We start from the raw sequence: 22,107 nt of genomic DNA on the forward strand, positions 1-22,107 counted from the left end.
ATTTTTTGTTTAGATTCTAATCCCTGTGCGTTCAACTTCGGCAAGAAAACCAGAAGGGTCAAAGTTTTTTTCAATCATCACAGGCTCAATTCTGCTGTCAATTTCGCCACGAAGTTCCCAAAGTTTCGGCACAATATCAAAATAATCACCCTGCATTTCAGCAACGATGATGGCAATATCAATATCGCTGTCATCCGTGAAAGAGCCTTTTGCAAAAGAGCCAAACATTATCAGCTCTGCATCTTCAATCAGCCTCTGTACGCAGGATTTGTACTGCCTGGCTAGGTTTATAGCTGCTGCCTGATCCATTGTGTTAATTTTTTTGTTTGGTCAATTATCTCTCTGCACCGCTCAGTTGACAAAGCCTGAAAAAGCCTTTCTTTGCAATTAAAGCTTTTTTCAAATTTACAAATTTTACAAAAACTAAATTACAGCAATATCATTACAAATTGCTAATTATCCATTACCAATGCTAAATCCCTATCTTTGCACGATGGAATTTCCGAGCAAGGTTTTGGCAAAGGCGGTGGAAGAAATTTCCGGTCTTCCGGGCATCGGCAAAAAATCAGCGCTAAGGCTTGCCCTGCATCTTCTGCGCCAGCCCGAAAGCCAGGCCATAGCCTTGGGCGATGCCTTGCAAAAAATGGTCACGGAAATTCGGTACTGCAAGGAATGCCACAATTTTTCCGACTCAGAAGTTTGTGAAATTTGCGTCAGCGAAAAGCGAATTTCCGAAACTCTGTGCATTGTGGAAGATGTGCGCGATGTGATGGCCATTGAAAATACAGGGAAATTTTCTGGGAAATATTTGGTTCTTGGCGGTAGGATTTCACCGATGGAGGGCATTGGGCCAGGCCAGCTGAATATTTCATCCATCGAGAAAAAAATTGAGAGCGGGCAGGTTCGCGAAGTGATTTTTGCGCTGAGCGCAACGATGGAAGGCGATACCACGGCATACTATATCTACAAGAAATTCAGGCATTTACCAGTGAATTTTACGACGATAGCCCGCGGAATTTCGGTGGGTGATGAGCTGGAATATGCTGACGAAATTTCGCTTGGAAGATCCATCCAAAACCGCCAGCCTTATAACGAAAAAAGTTAGCGGATGAAGGTCAGTTTTATCATCGTCAATTATAATGTGACTGCGCTGCTGCGGAATTGCCTGAATTCCATCGTCCGTTTTGCCAATGTGCCGCACGAAATTATCGTGATTGATAACAATTCGCCGGATGATTCCTGGAGGCAACTTCAGGCGGAATTTCCTGCCGTGAAATTCTTCGCTAATGAAAAAAACGAAGGCTTCAGCAAGGCGAACAATAAGGCTGCCGCCAAAGCACAGGGCGATTTTCTCTACTTCCTGAACCCTGATACCGAGCTGAAGGATTTTTATTTGGCAGAGCTGATCGACTTTGCGGAAAGCACGCCGAATTTCGGCTGCCTTGGCTTGCGGATGCACGATAAAGACGGGAATTTTCTTCCAGAAAGCAAGCGCTCAGTTCCCGATTTGGTGTATTCCTTCAAAAAACTTTTCCTGAATTCCAAAGGGAAAAAGTCGCAGAAAAATTACTACCGAAACGATATTCCGCTTACTGCCATTGCAGAAGTGGAAGTGATAACTGGTGCAAATCTTCTGGTGCAACGCACTGTGTTTCACCAAGTTGGCGGTTTCGATGAAGCCTATTTTATGTACGGTGAAGATATTGATTTGTGCTACACTTTGATTTTGAACGGCTACCGAAATTTCTACTACGGCAAGCACGAACTGCTGCATCACAAAGGCCAAAGCACGGAAAAAAATCAAAAATACCTCGACCGGTTTTACGGTGCTATGGCAATTTTCGTCAATAAATATTACCGAAAAAATCCGCTGGAATTTCTCGTGATGTCGGCAGGTTTACGCATCCGCAAACTTTACGATATGCTCGTAATACGGTTACATTAAAAAGCCTGCTGTATTCTCAGCAGGCTATTCTAATAACTAAAATTGATTATTTCACGGGAGCTACAGGCGCAGGCTGCCCAGGTTTTACTGGCTGAGTATTCACAGGTGCGGTCTGCTTAGGCTTGGTCGGCAGCGGCTGCGTTTGGTTCGGCGTGGCAGTCATTACCACGCTCAGGGTTACGAGTACCACGATGGAGCAGGCAAGGATCCAGGTAGCTTTCTCCATAAAATCATTGGTGCGCTGCACGCCAAACTGCGCCGAAGAACTGCCGCCAAAAGTTGCCGAAAGGCCGCCGCCTTTAGGGTTTTGCGCCATTATTATAATGATGAGCAGCACGCTCAATATCATCAGAAGTACCATAAATAAAACGAAAACACCGCTCATTCTGCAAAAATTTTGAGTGCAAATGTAAGGATTTTCCGCCAAAACAAAAAGCCGCCCATTTTCTGAGCGGCTTTTGTATTACAAATTTTAATTTTACTGAAAATCAGAGTCTTTCGCCACATTCACTTGTTGGGAAGTCACCGTCATTTCAAGATTCATACCACCAATGGTTTGCGTAATCTTGAACGGCATCTTCACCCCGGAAACATCGCGGTAATCTGCGAACATTGTAGGGATGGTTTGCCCGGCAATTGTGCGCACTTCACCTGTTTTCAACCCGGTTTTCACGCTGTAATAATAGGTTGTAGTGCCGCTTTTCACCACATAGCAATCTTCACCGTTGAAGTTTTCAATGCCGGAAAGCTGCGCACCTTTAAAATCCAGCTCCGGGAAAAGCGCGCGGTTTGCCAATTCTGCCGCAGCATCGGCAGGCATCGGCATTTTCTGTCCTTGCGCTTCCATATAGCCAGCCTTCCCGTCGAACACCATTTTCTGCATCGTCTGTCCCATCATCTTTACTTCCGTCCGGGTTTTTCCGCCTTCTGCCATCGTGCTCAGCATCGTAAGCTCCATACCCTGAAGCTTTGCGGAAGCCTCCGTGCTTACCGATTTTATTTTCTTCACATTAGCTTCTCCGCCGATTGCGTCGATGTACTTTTTGCCAACAGTTTCCGCCGTTACATTAGCATCCACTTTTTTCGCCAAAGGCTTTGCCACAGGGTTGGCATTCGTATCGTAGTACTTCACATCGTAGCCGAGTCTCTCCAGCGGCTCTCCGATTTCGGAAGCCTTGCCGGCGATGAAGATTCGGCTTTGCCCTGGAAGAATGTTGCGCTGAACGGCCTTCTTCACATCATTTACCGTAACGGCATCGATGGATTTTAAATAATTTTGGTAAAAATTCGTTGGCAGATTGTAAATTCTCTGATTCACGGCGAAGCGCGCCAGAGTTTCCGGCCTTTCCAGAGAGCGGATGAAATCGCCCTTCAGCTTTGCCTTCGCATCTGCGAGTTCCTTTTCGGATACAGTGCCTATACCGTTCAATTCATTCATAAATTCCACCACCGCCTTGTCAGTCACTTCATTTCGTACACTTGCGTTTGCACGGAAACTCGGCGAATATTTGCTGACGCTAAGCCCTGAGTAGGCCCCGTAGGTAAAGCCGTTTTTCTCCCGAAGGTTCATAAACAGGCGGGATTCTCCACCGCCCCCGAGGATGTAGTTGGCAACCATAGACGCGAAATAATCTGGATCGCTCATTTTAAGCTCGGTAAGGTTGCCCACGCTGATGACTGACTGCACTGCGGAAGGCACATCTACGATGTTTATCTCCGTCCTGACAACATTATTGGCTGGCTCCAGCGCAGGGAATACCGTGCCGGATTTCTTCCAGCCGCTGAAGTGCTGCTCCGCCAGTTTTTTTGCCTCATCATATTTAATATCCCCGCTGATAACGAGGTAAGCCTGATCCGGTGCATAGTACTTGTGGAAATAATTTTCCACATCGCGCGCCGAAACCCTGCGGATGCTCTGCTCGGTAGGGAATTCCCCGCGGGAAGTATTTTTGCCATAAATCACGGCGTTCCCTGTTCTGCGGGCGATGGCATCTGCGCTTTTCTCATCCACTTTCAGGCTTTCTATCTCGCGGTCTTTCGCCTTTTCTACCTCTTTCTGGTCAAATCTCGGATTCTTCACTGCATCTGCCATCATCCCGAAAACTTCCGGGAAATATTTGGATAATGAATTGGCAAAGGCGCCACTCTGGGTAAAATTCAGCGAAGCACCGAGATAATCGATTCTCTTGTTGAAGGCATCTTTGCTCATCGTTTTCGTGCCCTCGCCCAGCTGGTTCGCAAGGATGTCGCTCACTCCGGCGATGTTGCCCTCCAGCACCGGCTGGCGGTCTATGGAGAGGGATGCCGTTACGCGCGGCAGCTTATGGTTTTCTACAATCATCACCGTAAGGCCGTTTTCCATACGGAAGGATTTCGGCTCCGTGATGTTTACAGTGGGCGATTTTGTGGATACAGGCATTTTGTTTATGTCGATGCCGCCCTTGGTTTTTGTGTTAATATTTTGGTCTGTCACCACTTTTTTCGTAGCGTTGTTCTGGTTTTGGCAGCCGGTCGCAAATAAGGACGCAGCAATCAGCGGGTATATTAGCTTTTTCATGTCGTTACTTTTTTTCCGGTACATAATTGATGATCACTCTCTGATTGCTGTTCAGATATTTCTTCGCCACATCGCGGATTTCCTCTCGCGTGATGGAGCGGTAGATGTCGATGTCTTTGTTAATTAGGTTCGTGTCGCCCATCAGCATATAGTTGGTGGCCAGCGAGCTCGCTATGCCCTGCACCGTGGAGTTCGCATTTACAAACTCATTTTCAAATTTGTTCTGCAGTTTTTGGTAATCCTCTTCGGAAATTAGGCTCGTCTGAACTTTTTTAATTTCCTCGTCTATTACCTTTTGAAGGTCTGCCTTTGGCGTGGCGCCCATCGGGATTGCGAAGAATGCAAATACACCTGCATCCTCGAAGCCTATGCTGTTGGCGCTTACGCTCAGGGCTTTCTTCTGCTCGTCCACTAGTTTTTTGTAAAGCACGGAAGACTTCCCGCCGCTGAGATAGGTGGAAATCATGTCTAGCACCCTGGCGTCTCGCGACTTGTTGGATGGCGTGCGGTAGCTGTAGATGTATGCCGGCAGCTGGATGTTGGCATCGGTAACCGTTACCTCCGTTTCTTTGGTAATCGGCTGCTCCTGTGGGAATTTTTTCTCAGCAACCACGCCTTTCGGGATACCGCCGAAGTAGGTTTCTACCCACCTTTTTGTCTGCTCCGGCTGGATGTCGCCAGCCACTACGAGCACAGCATTGTTCGGTACATAATATTTTTTGTAAAAATTCCGGAACTCCACCAGCTGTGCAGCATTCAGGTCTTCCATAGAGCCAATCACCGACCAGCGGTAAGGGTGGTTTTTAAAGGTATTGGCGAGGATGGAGTTGAAAAGATTACCATACGGCTGGTTGTCCATACGCATGCGTTTTTCTTCCTTCACCACCTCGCGCTGCGTATCTACGCCTATCTGCTCCACCTGCCCGCTGCGCATTCTTTCCGCTTCCATCCAGAGCCCCAGCTGCTCATTGTTGCTCGGGAAGGTTTCGTAGTAGTAGGTGCGGTCGTTGGTCGTGTTCGCGTTGTTGGTACCTCCGTTGCTGGATACGATCTTAAACCACTCTCCGCGCCCGATATTCTGCGTACCCTCGAAGAGCAGGTGCTCAAAGAAATGCGCGAAACCGGAACGCCCAATCTCCTCATCCTTGGAGCCTACATGGTACATCACCCCTGTAGTTACCACCGGCACGGTATTATCCTGATGCAGAATTACATGCAGACCGTTGGGAAGGTCGTACTCCTCAAATTTAATCTGCTGTGCGCTCGCCACGGATCCCAGCAGGGCTGCAGCCGCCACAGAAAGAATACTTTTTTTCATAAAAACATCATTGAAAACTTTGTAAAGATAAAAAATTTTCAATCAATCGAAATCTTTTAAATTGATAAGTTCATTATTCTAAATTTGCCCCCTGTCGTTTCAGCAGATTTCAGAAAGTCAATCTTTATTTGTTTTTGCTTTTGTATTTTGATTAAATTTGCTGTATGCTTTTGGAAATCCGCCACTTACATTTTTCGTATTCGCTAGAAAAACCGCTCTTTCAGGATCTAAATATTGAAATTGGGCAGGGCAAAATCGTGGCTTTAGCCGGCGAATCGGGCTGCGGAAAAACCTCCCTACTAAGCCTGATTTACGGCCTTCTTGATTGGCAAAGTGGCGAGATTTTCTTCGATGGAAAACCGCTTTTCGGCCCGAAAAGAAATTTGGTGCCCGGCGAAAGGGAAATGAAACTGGTAGCGCAGGATTATGACCTCCTGCCCTATTCCACAGCTGCGGAAAATGTGGGTAAATTCCTGAGCAACAGCAATTTATCCCTGAAAAAATCTACCGTGGAAGAATTGCTTTGGGTGGTAGGGATGCAGGATTTTGCCGATGTAAAACCGCAGTTTCTTAGCGGCGGACAGCAGCAAAGAATTGCGATTGCAAGGGCACTTTCCGTGGTTCCAAAATTGCTTTTGCTGGATGAGCCTTTCAGCAATATCGATTTTTCGCGGCGTGCCGAACTTCGCGAAAATGTGCTGAACTATGCCAAAGCGAAAAATATTTCCGTGCTGATATCCACGCACAATCTGCAGGAAATTTTGCCCTGGATCGATGAAATTATCGTGATGAAGGACGGCAAAATCATCGCGCAAAATTCACCGAAAACAATTTACAATCAGCAGGATAGCGAATACATTGCCAAACTTTTTGGCGAAGTGAATGTAATTTCAGCAGAGCAGAGAGCGCAATTTAATCTCGGGAAAAAATTCTACTTTCCGCACGAAATTCAGCTTTGCGAAAAGGGAATTTCCGGCGAAATCATCGAGAGCCTTTTTGCTGGAAGCTATTACAGAAACCGCGTCAATATTGCCGGTGAAGATTTTGTTTTCCATTCCCTGAAGCCGGTTTCAGGAAAGGTGCAGGTGTGTTTTTCGGAATAATCTTCAGGCCTTCTTCACAAATTCCGATTTCAGCGCCATCGCACCGAAACCATCTATTTTGCAGTCGATATTATGGTCAGAATCCGGGCGAAGCCTGATGTTCTTCACCTTTGTGCCCGCCTTCACAGGCTTTGGCGCGCCTTTCACCGGCAGATCCTTTATCACCACCACAGCATCGCCGTTCTGCAATTCATTGCCATTGCTGTCGAAAACTTTTTCAGAATCTCCCGCTTCATCAGGGTTAAATTCGTGGAAGCACTGGCTGCAAACCACCATTCCATCCTGCTCATAAGTAAATTCCGATTGGCATTGCGGGCAAGCCGGAAGTTCCGTCATCTCAAAAAAATTTTCCGCAAATTTACACATTATATATATGGTGCGCGCTGAATTTCATTTCGCTAATTTTGCAAATTCACTCACTATTTGATGGAACTCATTCACAGGAACTTGCTCATCGGCATTCACGATGCGCTGAACGAAACTTTTTTCGAAAAAAATAAATATGCCGACAAGGTGATAGAGCGGCTGCTGAAGGCGAATAAAAAATGGGGAAGCGCCGACAGAGCGGTGGTTTCTGGAATTTTCTACGACATCATCCGCTGGAAAAAGCGGCTGGAATATTTCATAGGTGAAGGCGCAAAACCGGGCAACATCTACAAACTCATCCTTGCCTACCTGCTTTGGACGGACACGAAATTCAAACGCTTCGATGAATTTGACGGGATAAAAACGGCGGACATCCAGGCGAAAATCAAGAAAGGAAAAGTGCCGACGAAAGCGATAGAATTTTCCATACCGGATTGGCTGGCGGAAACCTTTACCCAAGAACTTGGCGAAAATTGGGAAAAGGAAATGAAGGCTATGAACGAGCAGGCACCCACAATCCTTCGGGCTAACACGCTGAAAACCAATGCGCAAGACCTAATCACCGAACTGGAAAACGAAGGCGTGAAAAGCTTCCGCGTGAAAAATATTCCTGACGCCGTTCAGCTGGAAGAGAAGAAAAATGTGTTCCTGACTTCTGCATTTAAAAATGGCCTATTCGAAGTGCAGGATTCCGGCTCACAATTGATTGCGGAATTTCTGGATGTAAAACCTGGACAGCGCGTGGTGGATGCCTGTGCAGGTGCTGGCGGAAAAACGCTGCACATCGCTGCGCTGATGCAGAATAAGGGGCAGATTATCGCTCTGGATATTTTCAACTGGAAACTTGCCGAGCTGAAACGCCGCGCCAAAAGGGCCGGTGCACATAATATAGAAACCCGGCTGATTGACGACAATAAAGTGGTGAAACGGCTGCATAATTCAGCGGACAGACTGCTGATTGATGCGCCGTGCTCTGGGCTTGGCGTGCTGCGCCGAAATCCCGATACGAAATGGAAGATCGATGAAGCCTTTATCGAAAAAATCAAGGATGAGCAGCGGCAGATTTTGCAGGAATATTCCAAAATCGTGAAGAAGGGCGGTAGAATGGTGTATGCCACCTGCTCGGTACTCCCTTCAGAAAATGGGCAGCAGGTTTCTCTTTTTTTGAAGAATAATGCAGATTTTAATCTCGTAAAGGAAAAAACAATTTTACCAAGCGAAGGTTTTGACGGATTTTATATGGCGCTGCTGGAGAGAAAAAATTAAGTCTGATGGCGAAAAAATTAGACCGCTCCACTCCGGAAAAAAAGTTCCTGCCGTGGGCTCTTGCCACTGCGATGTTTATGCAGATGCTGGATTCCACGATTATGAACACCTCCCTGCCGGCGATAGCCGAAGACATCGGAGAATCGCCGCTCAATATGCAGAACGCCATCATCAGCTATGTGCTTACGCTCGCGGTGTGTATGCCGGCGAGCGGTTTTCTGGCTGACCGCATCGGTACGAAGCGCGTCTTCCTCGGTGCGCTGGCGGTGTTCGGCATCGGTTCTTTACTATGCGCCGCCTCCCCGAACCTGGATACGCTGGTGCTTGCGAGAATAATACAAGGAATCGGGGGTAGCCTGATGACGCCGGTGGGCAGGCTCGCTATGATAAAGACCTTCCCGAAAGATGAATTTGTAAGTGCTTTGAACTATGCCTCCATCCCCGCCCTCATAGGCCCGGTACTCGGGCCGCTGGTAGGCGGCTACTTCTCGGTATACCTCAGCTGGCACTGGATATTCCTCATTAATATTCCATTCGCTGTGGCGGGAATTATTTTTGGTTTAAAGTATATGCCAGATTACTACGGCACCAGCCCGGATTTTGATTTTGCCGGATTCCTGCTCTTTGCAGCAGGGTCCCTGGCGCTCTCGATGTCGCTAGAGATGCTGGGACACTCAAGCAAAATTACTATCGTACTCCTGGTTGCCGTTCTTGGCTTTGCAATGCTTTACTTTTATTATCGCTATGCCCGGCGGGCGCGCAACCCGCTTTTCCCGCTATCGCTCTTTAGCCTGCGCACATTCCGGATCGGCATCCTTGGCAATCTGGCTACCAGGCTGGGTATCAGCTCGGTACCGCTGCTTGTTCCCCTGATGATCCAGGTGGAATTTGGGGAGAGCGCCGTAGTTTCTGGATGGATCGTGGCACCAATGGCGCTGACTTCAATGCTCGGCAAATCTGCTGTGGTGAGACTGCTGAACCGCTTTGGATACCGCAAAATTTTGATGACTAATACCGTGATCATCGGGCTTCTGATCTGCTGTCTCGGCATTCCCGGAATCCACGCCAATACTTACACTTTCCTGCCCATCGTGGCAGTACTTGGCTTTTTTAATTCTATCCAGTTTACCGCTATGAATACCATCGCTATGGCGGATTTAACTAATAACCTCACCAGCCCCGGGAATTCTCTGATTGCGGTAAACCAGCAGCTCGCAATTGGCTTCGGTATCGCCTTCGGACTGGTGGTTTTGAAACTTTTCCAAAACTCTCCGGTCACCGTCGGCAGCAGCCATCTCGCCTTTCGCTATACCTTTTTCGTCATAGGAATTTTCACCGTACTTTCATCCGGGGTATTCCGCAGACTGCAGCTTACTGATGGAGATAATTTGCGGAGCCGCCAATGAGCCTTGTGACCAGTGTTTAAGTTTCGTAATTTTGCAGCCGCAAATTTTCGCTGATGCGCACAAAATCTACAGGACGGAAAAAAATCAACATCGTAACGCTGGGTTGCTCGAAAAACCTTTACGATTCCGAAGTTTTGATGGGGCAGCTAAAGGCTTCCGGAAAGGATGTGGTGCACGAAGAAAAGGGCGATATTGTGGTAATCAACACCTGTGGCTTCATCGATAATGCAAAGGAAGAATCCATCAACACTATTCTGGATTTCGTGGAAGCGAAGAACCGCGGCGAAGTTGAAAAAGTATTTGTAACGGGCTGTCTTTCAGAACGATACAAGCCGGATTTGGAAAAAGAAATTCCCAATGTTGACCAATATTTCGGCACGAGAGATTTACCCATTTTGCTGAAACATCTTGGCGCAGATTACCGCCACGAACTTGTAGGCGAAAGGCTTACCACCACGCCAAAGCACTATGCCTACCTGAAAATTTCCGAAGGCTGTGACAGGCCGTGCAGTTTTTGCGCCATACCTTTGATGCGCGGAAAACACACCTCCACGCCCATCGAAAAACTGGTGCTGGAAGCGGAAAACCTGGCAAGGCAAGGCACGAAGGAACTCATCCTGATCGCCCAGGACCTCACATATTACGGCCTGGATATTTACAGAAAACGGGCACTGGCAGAGCTGCTGAGAGCGCTAGCAAAAGTGGACGGCATACAATGGATACGGCTGCACTATGCCTTCCCATCGGGCTTTCCAGAAGATGTGCTGGATGTGATTCGGGAAGAAGAAAAAATTTGCAACTACATCGATATTCCGCTGCAACACATCAACACGGAAATTCTACAATCCATGAAGCGCGGAACCACGCACGAAAAAACGAACATGCTGCTGCAGAAATTTCGCGAGAAGGTGCCTGATATGGCCATCCGCACTACATTAATTGTGGGCTATCCCGGTGAAACGGAGGAGAAATTTCAGGAACTGAAAGCCTGGGTGGAAGCGCAGCAATTCGACAGGCTGGGCTGCTTCACCTACTCTCACGAAGAAAATACGGCGGCTTTTGCGCTGGAAGACGATGTGCCGCAGGATGTGAAGGAAAGGCGTGTGGAAGAGATTATGGAAGTACAGGCGCAGATTTCCTGGGCGAAAAATCAGCGGAAAATCGGGAAGGTTTTCAAGTGCATCTTTGATCGGAAGGAAGGGAATTATTTTGTGGGCAGAACGGAATATGATTCGCCGGATGTTGATAACACGGTGCTTGTTTCGGCAAAGGATGCCTACATTTCGCCCGGAGATTTTGCCAATGTACTGATAACCTCTGCGGAAGAATTCGATCTGTATGGTGAGATTGTTGACTAAAAAATTAAGCTGAGAAAAACTTCAGCTTTTTTGTTTTAACAATCTGATTATCAATATTCTACACCTTATATCAATTCTAATCCCTAATCCAATATGTTAATTATCTTAACACTTACCTATTAGATTTAACACTTTTTAAGAATCATTGGAAAATGGCTTGGATAGGCATTTTGTACAATGGGTTAACATTTATTTAACAGTTCGTTAAGAAACATTAACTAACAAAACTTTGCAACAATGGAAGTGGGTATAATTTTGCGCCGTTAATCAACAAAAAAAATTGAAAATGATTAAAAGATTTTTGCTGACGGTAATGATGGTGCTTTCCACGCTTACGCTATCTTCATTCCAAAACTATGCCGATAACGAAAAACAGACGACCATAGCTTCTTACTACGGCAACAGCCACCACGGCAAACCGACTGCAAGCGGAAAGAAATTCAGCAACTATGAGCTTACGGCTGCGCACAAAACGCTGCCTTTCGGAACGAAGGTACGCGTAACCAACCCGAAAAACGGCAAGAGCGTTGTGGTAACAATTACCGACCGTGGGCCATTCATCAAGGGTAGGCAGCTGGATCTTTCCCAAAAGGCTTTCTCGGAAATTGGGAACCTGAAATCCGGGATTATGAAGGTGGAGTATGAAGTGATTTAAGACTTGAGACACAAGAAGCAAAAGCCAAGAAAAAGTAAAAAGTGTCATCCTGAGCTTGCCGAAGGATAATTTCAAATCTTGATTTTAAACTAAAAAAAAGAGGCTGTGGGAAACCGCGGTCTTTTTTATTTCAGCTCCACCAGCACAGGGCAATGATCTGAATGCCGAACTTCCGGCAAAATGAGCGCGCGGGAAATGCGGTGCGCTATGCTGCGCGAAACCAAGTGATAATCCAGCCGCCAGCCTTTGTTGCGCTCCCTTGCTAATGCACGGTAGCTCCACCAAGAATATTGGTGCGGTCTATCGTTCAGCAGGCGGAAGCTATCCACAAAATCACCCTCATCCAAAAACCGGCCCAGCCATTCCCTTTCCATCGGCAGAAAACCGGAAACATTTTTCAAGCGAACCGGATCGTGAATATCAATCGGCTGATGACAAATGTTGAAATCGCCAGAGATTATCAGGTTGGGAATTTGCTTCTTCAGATTTTTAACATAAACCAGCAAATCTTCGCAGAACCGCATCTTGAAGCCAAGCCTTTCGATATTTGAAGCCGAAGGCACATAAACGGAAATCACGGAAAAATTCGGGAAATCTGCACGGATGATTCTGCCCTCGCTGTCGTAATCTTCGATGCCGCAGCCCAATTCCACATTCAGCGGCTGCACCTTCGATGCTATGCCCACACCGCTGTAGCCTTTGCGAACGGCGCTATGCCAGTAGCTGTGGTAGCCCAGTTTCTCGAAACTCGCGATATCAATCTGGTCATTGCCCGCCTTGCTTTCCTGGATGCAGATGATGTCCGGCGATGCTGCCTGCAGCCAGCCGAGAAAATCCTTGGTGAAAGCTGCGCGAATTCCGTTTACATTGTAGCTGATGATTTTCACGCGCCAAATTTAGGCTTTTAATATCTTTGCGAAATATCTAAAAAATTATGTCACCTACCTTACTGCTCATCATCGTTCTGGCCTACTTTGGTTTGCTGCTTTTCGTGGCGCTTCGTACCGGAAAAAACAGCGATAACGAAAGCTTCTTCATTGGTAACAGAAAATCGAACTGGATGCTCGTAGCGTTCGGGATGATTGGCACATCGCTTTCCGGCGTCACCTTCGTTTCGGTGCCCGGTGCTGTAGGTGCGGATAAGTTTCATTACCTGCAGATTACCATCGGCTATCTCATTGGGTATCTTACGATTGCGTATATCTTGCTGCCGCTGTATTACCGCCTGAAACTTACTTCCATCTATGGCTATCTTCAGCAGAGGATGGGCGAAATTTCGTACAAAACCGGTGCGTGGATTTTCATCGTTTCAAGGTTGGTGGGTGCTACGGCAAGATTGTACTTGGTGGTTAATATATTGCAGGTCAGCATTTTGCAGAATTTGGGCGTGCCATTCATTGTGACCACCATTGTCATTCTGGCGATGATCATCCTATACACCTATGAAGGTGGCGTGAAAACAATTGTGTGGACGGATACGCTGCAAACCACCTGTATGCTGCTTGGGCTGGTGATTTGCTCCGTGTACATAATGCAGGATTTGAACCTGAACTTCCCGGAAAGCCTTTATGAAATGGATAAATACGGCTTCACGGAAGTTTTCGTGGGCGATGTGAACAGCAGCAAATTTTTCATCAAGCAAATACTTGCCGGCGCATTCATCACCATTACAATGACGGGAATTGATCAAGAAATGATGCAGAAATCCCTCTCCGTAACGAAGCTGAAAGACTCGCAGAAAAATATGGTGAGCCTTGGTTTTATAATGCTTGGCGTTATTTCCCTATTCCTTTTCCTCGGCGGCTTGCTGCACCTATACGGCATCAAGGAAGGAGTGCAATCAAGCGGCGACCAACTTTTTCCCGATATCGCCATCAATCACATGCCGCCGTTCATTTCCATCATCTTCATCATTGCGCTCATTTCAGCGCTTTTCCCAAGTGCAGATGGTGCCATCACGGCGCTCACATCCTCCCTCTGCATCGATGTTTTTGGGATAAAATCAAAACCGTGGACGCCGCAGCGCAAGGAAAAATTCCGCAAGAATGTGCACCTCATCGTAGCGCTGGCGTTTTTGGTAATGGTGGTGATTTTCAAGATTATTGATGATAAATCGATGATTGGCCTGATTCTCAAACTGGCAGGCTTCACATACGGACCATTGCTTGGGCTTTTCGCCTTCGGAATTTTCACGAAATACCGCGTGAAAGACCGCCTCGTTCCGTTCGTCTGCATACTGGCACCGCTCATTTCCTTCATCATTGATAAATACCAGGCCCAGCTTTTCGGCGATTTCCAAATCGGGCTGGAACTACTGATAATCAATGGCTTACTGACTTTCCTCGGATTGTGGATGATTAGAGAGAAGAGATAGTTAAGGTTAAGGTTTGTCATTCTGAGCTTGTCGAAGGATAAAAAATCTAACAGTTAATAATTCATACGCTTTGACTTCTCACTTTGCTCAATCGCTCTTTTTTCCCTAAATTCGCAGACTAAGATTTTGGTATGGATTACAATCTTGATGAGCTGAAAATCAAGGCGATACAGATTCGTAGAGATATTTTGAGAATGGTGCACGCCGTAAATTCCGGACATCCTGGCGGTTCACTAGGCTGCACGGAATTTTTCGTGGCACTCTACGGCGTCATTATGGATTACAAACTTCCTTTCACAATGGAAGGCAAAAACGAAGACCTGTTCTTCCTTTCCAACGGCCACATTTCCCCGGTTTTTTACTCAACTTTGGCACGCTTCGGCTTCTTCCCGATTCCGGAACTCGCCACCTTCCGAAAACTCGATTCAAGATTGCAGGGCCACCCCACAACGCACGAAGGTTTGCCGGGAGTTCGCGTAGCATCCGGCTCGCTCGGCCAGGGACTTTCCGTGGCCATCGGTGCAGCATTGGGCAAAAAGCTGGATGGCGATGAAAACCTCGTGTTCTCACTTCACGGTGACGGCGAATTACAGGAAGGCCAGATCTGGGAAGCGCTGATGTTCGCCGCGCATCACAAGGTGGACAACTTGATTTCTACCATCGATTATAACAACCGCCAAATCGACGGGGATGTGGATGATGTGATGTCTCTCGGCGATTTGCACGCCAAGCTTTCCGCTTTTGGCTGGGAAGTTCTGGAAGAAAAAAATGGCAACGATCTGGAAGCCGTGATTGCTATTCTGAATTTTGCAAAATCTAAAACCAGGCAGGGAAAACCGGTGGTCATCATCCTTCATACTGAGATGGGCAGCGGTGTGGATTATATGATGGGAACGCATTCCTGGCACGGCAAGGCGCCAAACGACGAGCAACTTGCGCTCGGCATCAAGCAGCTATACCTGGAAGCACCGGGCGATTATTAATTTAGATGAAACTTTCATCAGGCAATGAAATACACTTACACAGACAAAAAAGATACAAGAAGCGGATTTGGCGCAGGATTGGCGCAACTTGCTGAAAATCCGAATGTTGTGGCACTTTGCGCCGATTTGATTGGCTCGCTGAAAATGGAAGGCTTCATCGAAAAGGCGCCCGAAAGATTTTTTCAGGTGGGCATTGCAGAAGCCAATATGATGGGGATTGCTGCTGGCCTGGCGATAAATGGCAAAATTCCGTTCACCGGAACTTTTGCAAATTTCTCGACTTCACGGGTTTACGATCAAATTCGGCAGAGCATTGCTTATTCCGGGAAAAATGTGAAGATTTGCGCTTCTCACGCAGGTTTGACATTGGGTGAAGACGGCGCTACGCATCAGGTTTTGGAAGATATCGGGATGATGAAAATGCTGCCCGGAATGACGGTCATTAATCCTTGTGATTTCAACCAAACCAAGGCTGCAACGCTTGCCATCGCAGATTTTGATGGGCCTGTTTATCTTCGCTTTGGAAGGCCTGCCGTTCCGGTTTTCATCCCGGAAGATATGCCGTTTGAAATCGGAAAAGGCATTCTTCTGCAGGAAGGAACGGATGTGACGATCGTAGCCACAGGGCATTTGGTGTGGGAATCTCTGGTTGCGGCGGAAGAATTGGCGAAGGATGGCATTTCCTGCGAAGTGATTAACATCCACACAATCAAGCCGTTAGACGAAGAAATCATTTTGAAATCCGTTGAAAAAACCAACTGCATCGTAACGGCGGAAGAGCATAACTTCCTCGGTGGTCTAGGTGAATCCGTTGCTGGAATGCTCGCAAGAAAAAGACCGACAAGGCAGGAATTTGTTGCGGTAAACGATACTTTCGGAGAATCTGCAACACCGGCCGAACTGATGAGGAAATATGGAATTGATTCCGTTGCGGTAACTGAAGCGGTGAAGAGATTGGTGAAAAATTAGGATTAAAATAAAAAGCGTTGGAAAATTTTTACCCAACGCTTTTTTATTCAAAAAATCTTAACGGAAAAATTTCCACCGTGGAATTACCATAAACAATCCCAAGGCAAAATACACGAAAAGCAGCTGCACATCGAAGTACAAGAAGGTTGAAAGGTAAAAGCGGTGCAACATAAAGTGCAGCACGACAAGCACGGGCATTGCAATTACGCCGATTTTCCTTTGAAACAGCATCAAAATTACGCAGGCAAAAATCGCCAGGTCGATGGAGAAAATCAGCCAGAAATACCAGTCCTGAATTTCCACATCCTTCCTTTCGCTGAACAGCGCCAGGTCTGTATTCACGCTGAGAAACGCCGCCACCAAAAGTACTGCGATGCCGATGTAGTAAGGCAGCGTAGGCTTTTCGGGAACATTCCCAAAATAATTGTCGTCCATATTCAAAAATAAAAAACTTTTGAAAACCGAGGTCCTCAAAAGTTTACAAAATATTATAAGAAAATTTACAGTTCTATTGCTTGTATCAATTTATTGCGGTCGCATAGATACTCTTCCATTGATATCATACTTTCGGTGCGCATCACATCTTCGATGTCATCGATCATATAGATCACGCGTTTTGCGTCCTCAGTATTTTTTGCCCGGATCTTGCAGAAAATATTATACTTGCCAGAGAGAACGCTCATCTCAATAACATTCGGAATTTTTGAAATTTCTTCAAGAACCTCCTGTGTACGGTTAGATTTTGTCAAAAAAACTCCAACGTAAGCAGTAAAATTAAAATCCAGTTTGGAATAATCCAATGTAAGCGAGGAGCCGAGTATTATGCCTGCGTCTTCCATCTTTTTCACGCGTACATGGATTGTTCCTGCTGAAACATCCATTTGCTTGGCAATTTCCGTGAACGGCATCCGGGTGTTATTCACGAGGTAATCCAGGATTTGTTTGTCGATTTCGTCCAGTTGAAATTTCATAGTGTATTTTTAAATTTTCCGAAATAATTTTTACAAAATTACAAATTTTGTGCTAATAATAGCCAGAGTATAAATTTCCGATAAAATTTAACATTCAGTTCACATTTCTTGATGAACCAGTGCTGTCGGTTCGGATGCTGTCAGCAGGTTTTCTGGTTCTATTCCGGCGCCGGAATATTGTATTGAAACTTTTGCTATACACTACCCCTACGCCATAAGTCTGGTTGGCAGATGGGCTGCCCGTTGCGGTACCGGCAACCAGCCCGATATTAGAAGGTTTTGAGTATACGCGCAGTAGCCGGGTGCCGTCGTTTGCCTTACTCCAGTCATACTCTACGATGCCCTCGCCAGAGAGGTAGCTGTTGTTGGCATCCTCCGTCTTGGTTACCGGGACGCCAAGGCCGGTGCGGATGCTCACACGGGGGGAGAGGGAGAAGGTCACTGTGGCATTGGCGCGGTCTCCCGTGTTGGTCATATCGTCCCCCTTCAGGTAGTTCATATCAATCTGAAATTCATTGCTGATGGTATTCAGTACAGAGCCCAGCTGCTTGAAGAGGAGGTTGTAGCCGGAAGATTCCAGCTGGTTGGAAACATCGAAATCCAGCCCGGCAGTCCCGGAAAGGTTGAAACTGTTCAGCACCAGCACGGAGCCGAACTGGATGAGCTTCTCATCCTCATTGCTCATCTTGGTTGCAAGCGTTTCTTTCAGCTGGGAGGACAAGTCCGGAGCCGTCACATCCAGATTTACCTCCGGGCTGTTCAGCGTGCCGGTAATATTAACCCCCAGCACCACATCGATCGGCGGAAGCGAGCCGACATTGAGATATGGCCCCGCGTTGGTCACGGTGCGCATATAGTTGGCATTGATGGCAAGCTGGGGCTCCATCACATCCCCATCCCAGCGGATGCTGCTGCCCCGCACGATCTGGAAGGTGCGCTCCAGCACCGCTCGGCTTACGAAAGTTCCGTTATCCACAAGGTAATCGCCATTCATAAGAATTTCGCCGCTTCGGAATAGCCGGAATCTCAGTTTTTCCGCAGTACCGCGCACGGAAATATCGCCTACATCCTCACCCACAAGGACATTCACGGTAGTTCCCTTGTCCACTGCCAGCGTAAAATCGATATTGATGCCCGGGCCGGCAGGTTTTTTCTGTTCTGCGATTATTCTCCCTGTTTCATCTGCTTTTAGAAATCTCAGCATTTTAAATTCCTCCACATTGGAAGTAGAATCGCTGTTGAATGTAAAAACGCTGTTGTTCAGAGCCTTCATATTCGGCGTACTGATGTCCAGAGAAGAGAGCGGCCCGGAGACGAAGAGGTCTCCCTGCCCGTACACCCTGCCCCAAAACAGGTCAGAATCTTTCTCCGTAGTATTTAGCAATATGAGATTATCGGCACGCATAATGAGGTTCACCCCCATATTCGACAGCGTCTCAAACTGGATGGTACCGGATATATTGCCCGAGGAATTTGGCCTTCCGTCGGAAACCTGGATGTTGTTCAAAATTGCCAAGCCACGGGATAAATTGATCACTGTATCCTCAAAGGAATAATCAGCGCCGGTAAAATCCAGCTTCATCCCAAATCCGGAAAGTGCGATATCTCCGCTGTAATCCAGATCCTTGAAGTTTCCGCCGATTTTCAGTTCGCCATTGGCATATCCACGGATATTACTGAAAACTCCTTTCAGAAATTCCTGCGCAAATGCCAGCTGGAAATCGTTCATTTTGGCTGAAACATCCAGCTTTGGAGATGCAAAGTTGGCATCCACGGTTCCGGTAACTTTCAGATTATCAGCACCGAATATTTCGGATGAAACTATCCTGGCATCGATGTCGAAAATATTTGCCACTCCGCTTTCTTTTGCACTCAGCACCAGCCTTCCCATATCGCTGCCGCTCATCAGGATATCATCCACCGTGAGGTTCAGCTTCGGCTGCAGAACCTTACCTTTTACATCTAGTTTAATCTCTCCGTTGGCAACCCCTTGAAAGTCAATGCTTTGATCTGCACCCTGCATCTCAAATATCTTTGCAATTTGAAAGTTTTTCGCCGCCGCATCAAGGCTTAAATCCTCTGCTGATTTAAATTTCGCATTCCGAATTAAAAGTTCGCTGTCATCCGAAAAAAGTCTGAGATTTTGTACGAGAAAATCGCCCTGTTTCTTTCTGAAAACTATAGAGTGGCTTCCCTCGCCGTCGCCAATCTGCCACTGCACACCGCGGAATTTAATGCCGGTATCATTAAACCGGAATACATAATCTCCCGCCGCATCGGTGGTTTGGGTAAGGCTTAGCGCATACTGCTGAAGTTTGTCCTGAGCGTCCTCCGCCGTGGTTCCGTGCAGAAAACGGGCATCTACGGCAAGCATCTCCTCGCTACTTTTATCTCCGGAAAGCGCAATATCCCGGAAGATATTATTTCCAAAATCCGCACGGGAGGCGGAAAGCAAAAACTGTTTCTGAGGCGCCCCTGTATCTATTTTCAGATTAAGATCCTTCACAGCAAGTTCATTATCCGCCGAAATTTCGTCCGTAGCATCCGCCTCATTTTTCAGCTGATAATTGAGGCTTCTTGCAGAGATATCTAGTTGCAAATTATTACTGTTCCCAAGGTAGCGGCCTGCAATCATCGCTCCCTCTGGTAAGCGAAGTTCAGGGAGGAAATAATTCATCAACCCTTGGTTTACAATAAAATTCAAACTAAAATCCTGCCCTCGATAAATCCTCTGGTTGCCGGAACCGGCGAGTATTTTCGAGAGCCCGCTCTCTACCATTCGTGGCAAATCTTCTAGGCTAAAATTTCCGCGAATCTCTCCCTCAGCGATGCCTGGCAGGTGCGCCTGTGCGATACGCGAGCCGCCTTCTAGCCAGGTCTTTAGGCTGCCGCTTGTGATTTGGAAATGCTGTCCGCCCGCATACGAATCTACATCCGCAAGCTCTGCATCCATCTGTAAATCAGATAGATCCGTCATTGAAAGCTTTGCATTTATCAATCCTTTCAGGATTTGCCTCTGCGGAGATTCGGAGAAGTAGGCAAAGTTTAAATAATCAATATCCCCCTGAAAATCAGCGGAAAACCGTCTTGTACTGAAATCAAAAAAACCCCGGATGTCCGCCCTTGCATTAGCATCTTTGGATGAAATAATACCTCGGTAAGTTTTTTTGTCCAGAAGCCCATCAAGGGATACATTCTTCAGAACTTTCTCGAGAATTTCGATGCGTTCTATTTCTGCTTTCGCATTGATAATCATATTGTTAACATCAAAGCTTTGCCCCTCGAGGATTACTTTTCCGGTGATGAGCCCCACGGTTTTATTGTGAGTAATGGCGGCAGCATTCAGGTTGGTAAAATCTGCCGACCCACGGTAAACCGGAGTATCTGTATCGAATTTCTCGAGGTAAAAATTTCTCACCGAGGCCTGCCCGATTTCTGCAATCAGGTTGCCGCTCGGGATGAAGACCTGCTTTGGCGTCACCCGCGCCTGCCCGGCATAGCGCATTCTGCCGAAGCCGTCCGCAAAATTTCCCATCTTCTCCGCGACGAATGTGGGCATCAAAGCTTTCAGGCCTTGGTAAGTAAGGTCGAAACTGAGAGTACGGCTCTCGATCCGAAAATCTTCATTTTTGTGCAGTAAACTTTTAAGCCTTGCCGTTCTCGTCGCGATGCTTACGCCCCCACCCCCGACCACGAAATTCTCCAGATAGAAATCATTCAGCGGGCCGGTCATCTTCCCAGAAATTCTGAAATCACCGTAGTTATCCCAGTTAGTCGCAAAGTAGCTGATGTCGTACCCGCTGGCGAAACTGCCGGGTTGCAACTTCAGATTCCAGCGAACTTTGTCGGCAAAATCCTGCCAGCCGGTTTTCGGGTCAAGGATAAATTCTAAATCTCCCTGCAGCAGAGAATGATCGGTATAAAATGTGAGATTCTTTAGGCTAAGGTGCCTTTTAGTAAGCTCCAGATCGCCCGAAAAGGTATCCACGGTGTGGGCCTTGCCCCAGCGCCGCGTAGTGAAACTGAAGTTATTAACCTGTGCCTTTACATCAGGTCCGTTCACCCTCAGTTTCGGCACTATCAGGTTTACATTTTTCGCATCCAGCCAGCGTCCCTCATCTTCTTCACTGTTTTCATTAACGATGGAGAGCCTGGAGCTGAGGAGCTCCACTCTGGAATTCAGCTGGAAGGGCGGCTTATCCGGGTCGCGCTCTTTCCCGCTGTCAAACAGATTGATATATCTGATAAAATTCGATATGCTATCACCCTTGTAAGTGATCACGCGGATGTCGGCATCCCGCAGCTGGAGGGCGTCGAAGCTGAGGCTGTTGTTTTTATTTTTGCTGAGTGCGTTTGCCGCCAGAGCAATCCAGTTGGATCTCGCGCGGAACTCCTTAGCCTTGATGAACTCCAGACCCCGGTAGTCCTTGATGCGCAGATCTTCAATTTTCACATCGCCGAAATAATCCACCGTCACCACGCCCGTTCTCATCTCCGCCTTGAAATCCTGATTCAGAATTTGCAGGGCCTGCTGTGCCGCCCATCTTTTTGTAACATCCAGATTTACAGCGATTAATATCAGCGTAATGAGTGTCAGCCCACTCCAGAACAAAATTAACAAAAGCTTGGCCCACCATTTATAATTGGTAACATCCTTGGCTGCTTGTCCAGCAAATTCCTGAGCAGTCTCTATCGGGTGGTTCACCGCGTCCGACGCCAGTTGGCGGGCATCTTCCGCACCCCGCTGGAGCTTCCCGGCGCCCCTTCGAACTGTCCTGCCTACCTCTCTCTGCAGCAATTTGCGGCGCTTTCTGTTATTATCTAAATTTGCCATAA

The 22,107-nt window shown here is 47.1% G+C and carries 19 protein-coding genes; 10 read left to right on the forward strand and 9 right to left on the reverse strand.

All coding sequences use genetic code 11. The annotated features are described in order from the left end of the window. Window positions 1–9: 9 nt before the first annotated feature. Window positions 10–309 carry a nucleotidyltransferase domain-containing protein gene (locus tag BUB43_RS00175; RefSeq protein WP_073177176.1) on the reverse strand — a complete coding sequence of 100 codons (300 nt, stop codon included), beginning with the start codon at window positions 307–309 and terminating at the stop codon, window positions 10–12. Window positions 310–493: 184 nt separating this feature from the next. Here BUB43_RS00175 and recR point away from each other — a divergent pair, with 184 nt between their 5' ends. Together recR and BUB43_RS00185 are read left to right on the forward strand one after the other, a co-directional pair. After that, on the forward strand, window positions 494–1,105 hold the full coding sequence (recR, locus tag BUB43_RS00180) for a recombination mediator RecR (protein ID WP_073177178.1): 612 nt from the start codon (window positions 494–496) through the stop codon (window positions 1,103–1,105). Between the two features lie 3 nt (window positions 1,106–1,108). After that, window positions 1,109–1,945, forward strand: coding sequence for a glycosyltransferase family 2 protein (locus BUB43_RS00185; RefSeq protein ID WP_073177180.1), 837 nt, complete (start codon window positions 1,109–1,111; stop codon window positions 1,943–1,945). Between the two features lie 46 nt (window positions 1,946–1,991). On the opposite strand, the gene secG is transcribed toward BUB43_RS00185, so the two are convergent. From secG to BUB43_RS00200, 3 genes are all read right to left on the reverse strand, one after another. Next, complete coding sequence (secG, locus tag BUB43_RS00190) at window positions 1,992–2,330, reverse strand: preprotein translocase subunit SecG (RefSeq protein WP_073177181.1); 339 nt, start codon at window positions 2,328–2,330, stop codon at window positions 1,992–1,994. 93 nt (window positions 2,331–2,423) lie between these two features. Continuing rightward, the gene (locus tag BUB43_RS00195; protein WP_083541121.1) at window positions 2,424–4,502 is read right to left on the reverse strand and encodes a M16 family metallopeptidase; all 2,079 of its coding nucleotides are present in this window, start codon (window positions 4,500–4,502) and stop codon (window positions 2,424–2,426) included. Window positions 4,503–4,506: 4 nt separating this feature from the next. Further along, a complete protein-coding gene (locus BUB43_RS00200; RefSeq protein WP_073177944.1) occupies window positions 4,507–5,820 on the reverse strand; it encodes a M16 family metallopeptidase in 1,314 nt (437 codons plus the stop codon). Window positions 5,821–5,984: 164 nt separating this feature from the next. Between BUB43_RS00200 and BUB43_RS00205 the strand changes: the two genes are divergently transcribed. Further along, on the forward strand, window positions 5,985–6,923 hold the full coding sequence (locus BUB43_RS00205; RefSeq protein ID WP_073177185.1) for a sulfate/molybdate ABC transporter ATP-binding protein: 939 nt from the start codon (window positions 5,985–5,987) through the stop codon (window positions 6,921–6,923). 3 nt (window positions 6,924–6,926) lie between these two features. Here BUB43_RS00205 and BUB43_RS00210 read toward each other — a convergent pair whose 3' ends face one another. Further along, window positions 6,927–7,259 carry a zinc ribbon domain-containing protein YjdM gene (locus tag BUB43_RS00210; protein ID WP_073177945.1) on the reverse strand — a complete coding sequence of 111 codons (333 nt, stop codon included), beginning with the start codon at window positions 7,257–7,259 and terminating at the stop codon, window positions 6,927–6,929. 90 nt (window positions 7,260–7,349) lie between these two features. On the opposite strand from BUB43_RS00210, the gene BUB43_RS00215 reads away from it, so the two are divergent. The 4 genes from BUB43_RS00215 to BUB43_RS00230 all read left to right on the forward strand — a co-directional run bounded on the left by BUB43_RS00215 (window position 7,350) and on the right by BUB43_RS00230 (window position 11,974). Continuing rightward, on the forward strand, window positions 7,350–8,555 hold the full coding sequence (locus tag BUB43_RS00215) for an RsmB/NOP family class I SAM-dependent RNA methyltransferase (RefSeq protein WP_073177187.1): 1,206 nt from the start codon (window positions 7,350–7,352) through the stop codon (window positions 8,553–8,555). Between the two features lie 5 nt (window positions 8,556–8,560). Further along, on the forward strand, window positions 8,561–9,961 hold the full coding sequence (locus BUB43_RS00220) for an MFS transporter (protein ID WP_073177189.1): 1,401 nt from the start codon (window positions 8,561–8,563) through the stop codon (window positions 9,959–9,961). 53 nt (window positions 9,962–10,014) lie between these two features. Further along, entirely contained in the window at window positions 10,015–11,319 is a 1,305-nt protein-coding gene (rimO, locus tag BUB43_RS00225; protein WP_073177191.1) for a 30S ribosomal protein S12 methylthiotransferase RimO, read from the forward strand. A 286-nt stretch (window positions 11,320–11,605) separates the two neighbouring features. Then, entirely contained in the window at window positions 11,606–11,974 is a 369-nt protein-coding gene (locus BUB43_RS00230) for a septal ring lytic transglycosylase RlpA family protein (protein ID WP_073177193.1), read from the forward strand. Window positions 11,975–12,099: 125 nt separating this feature from the next. On the opposite strand, the gene BUB43_RS00235 is transcribed toward BUB43_RS00230, so the two are convergent. Further along, window positions 12,100–12,861, reverse strand: coding sequence for an exodeoxyribonuclease III (locus BUB43_RS00235; protein WP_073177196.1), 762 nt, complete (start codon window positions 12,859–12,861; stop codon window positions 12,100–12,102). Window positions 12,862–12,908: 47 nt separating this feature from the next. Here BUB43_RS00235 and BUB43_RS00240 point away from each other — a divergent pair, with 47 nt between their 5' ends. The 3 genes from BUB43_RS00240 (at window position 12,909) to BUB43_RS00250 (ending at window position 16,300) form a co-directional block, all read left to right on the forward strand. Then, window positions 12,909–14,348 (forward strand): sodium:solute symporter, encoded by a 1,440-nt coding sequence (locus BUB43_RS00240; RefSeq protein WP_073177199.1) that lies wholly within the window; start codon window positions 12,909–12,911, stop codon window positions 14,346–14,348. A gap of 131 nt (window positions 14,349–14,479) precedes the next feature. Then, window positions 14,480–15,331 carry a transketolase gene (locus BUB43_RS00245; protein ID WP_073177201.1) on the forward strand — a complete coding sequence of 284 codons (852 nt, stop codon included), beginning with the start codon at window positions 14,480–14,482 and terminating at the stop codon, window positions 15,329–15,331. Between the two features lie 24 nt (window positions 15,332–15,355). Beyond that, window positions 15,356–16,300 carry a transketolase family protein gene (locus BUB43_RS00250; RefSeq protein ID WP_073177204.1) on the forward strand — a complete coding sequence of 315 codons (945 nt, stop codon included), beginning with the start codon at window positions 15,356–15,358 and terminating at the stop codon, window positions 16,298–16,300. Between the two features lie 57 nt (window positions 16,301–16,357). Here BUB43_RS00250 and BUB43_RS00255 read toward each other — a convergent pair whose 3' ends face one another. The 3 genes from BUB43_RS00255 to BUB43_RS00265 form a co-directional block, all read right to left on the reverse strand. After that, on the reverse strand, window positions 16,358–16,735 hold the full coding sequence (locus BUB43_RS00255; protein ID WP_073177207.1) for a hypothetical protein: 378 nt from the start codon (window positions 16,733–16,735) through the stop codon (window positions 16,358–16,360). A 65-nt stretch (window positions 16,736–16,800) separates the two neighbouring features. After that, window positions 16,801–17,271 carry an Lrp/AsnC family transcriptional regulator gene (locus BUB43_RS00260; RefSeq protein ID WP_073177210.1) on the reverse strand — a complete coding sequence of 157 codons (471 nt, stop codon included), beginning with the start codon at window positions 17,269–17,271 and terminating at the stop codon, window positions 16,801–16,803. 94 nt (window positions 17,272–17,365) lie between these two features. Next, complete coding sequence (locus BUB43_RS00265) at window positions 17,366–22,105, reverse strand: translocation/assembly module TamB domain-containing protein (RefSeq protein ID WP_073177213.1); 4,740 nt, start codon at window positions 22,103–22,105, stop codon at window positions 17,366–17,368. Between the last annotated feature and the right edge of the window lie 2 nt (window positions 22,106–22,107).

Origin of the sequence: Cruoricaptor ignavus, from assembly GCF_900141665.1 — a bacterium.
Taxonomy (GTDB): Bacteria; Bacteroidota; Bacteroidia; order Flavobacteriales; family Weeksellaceae; genus Cruoricaptor; species Cruoricaptor ignavus.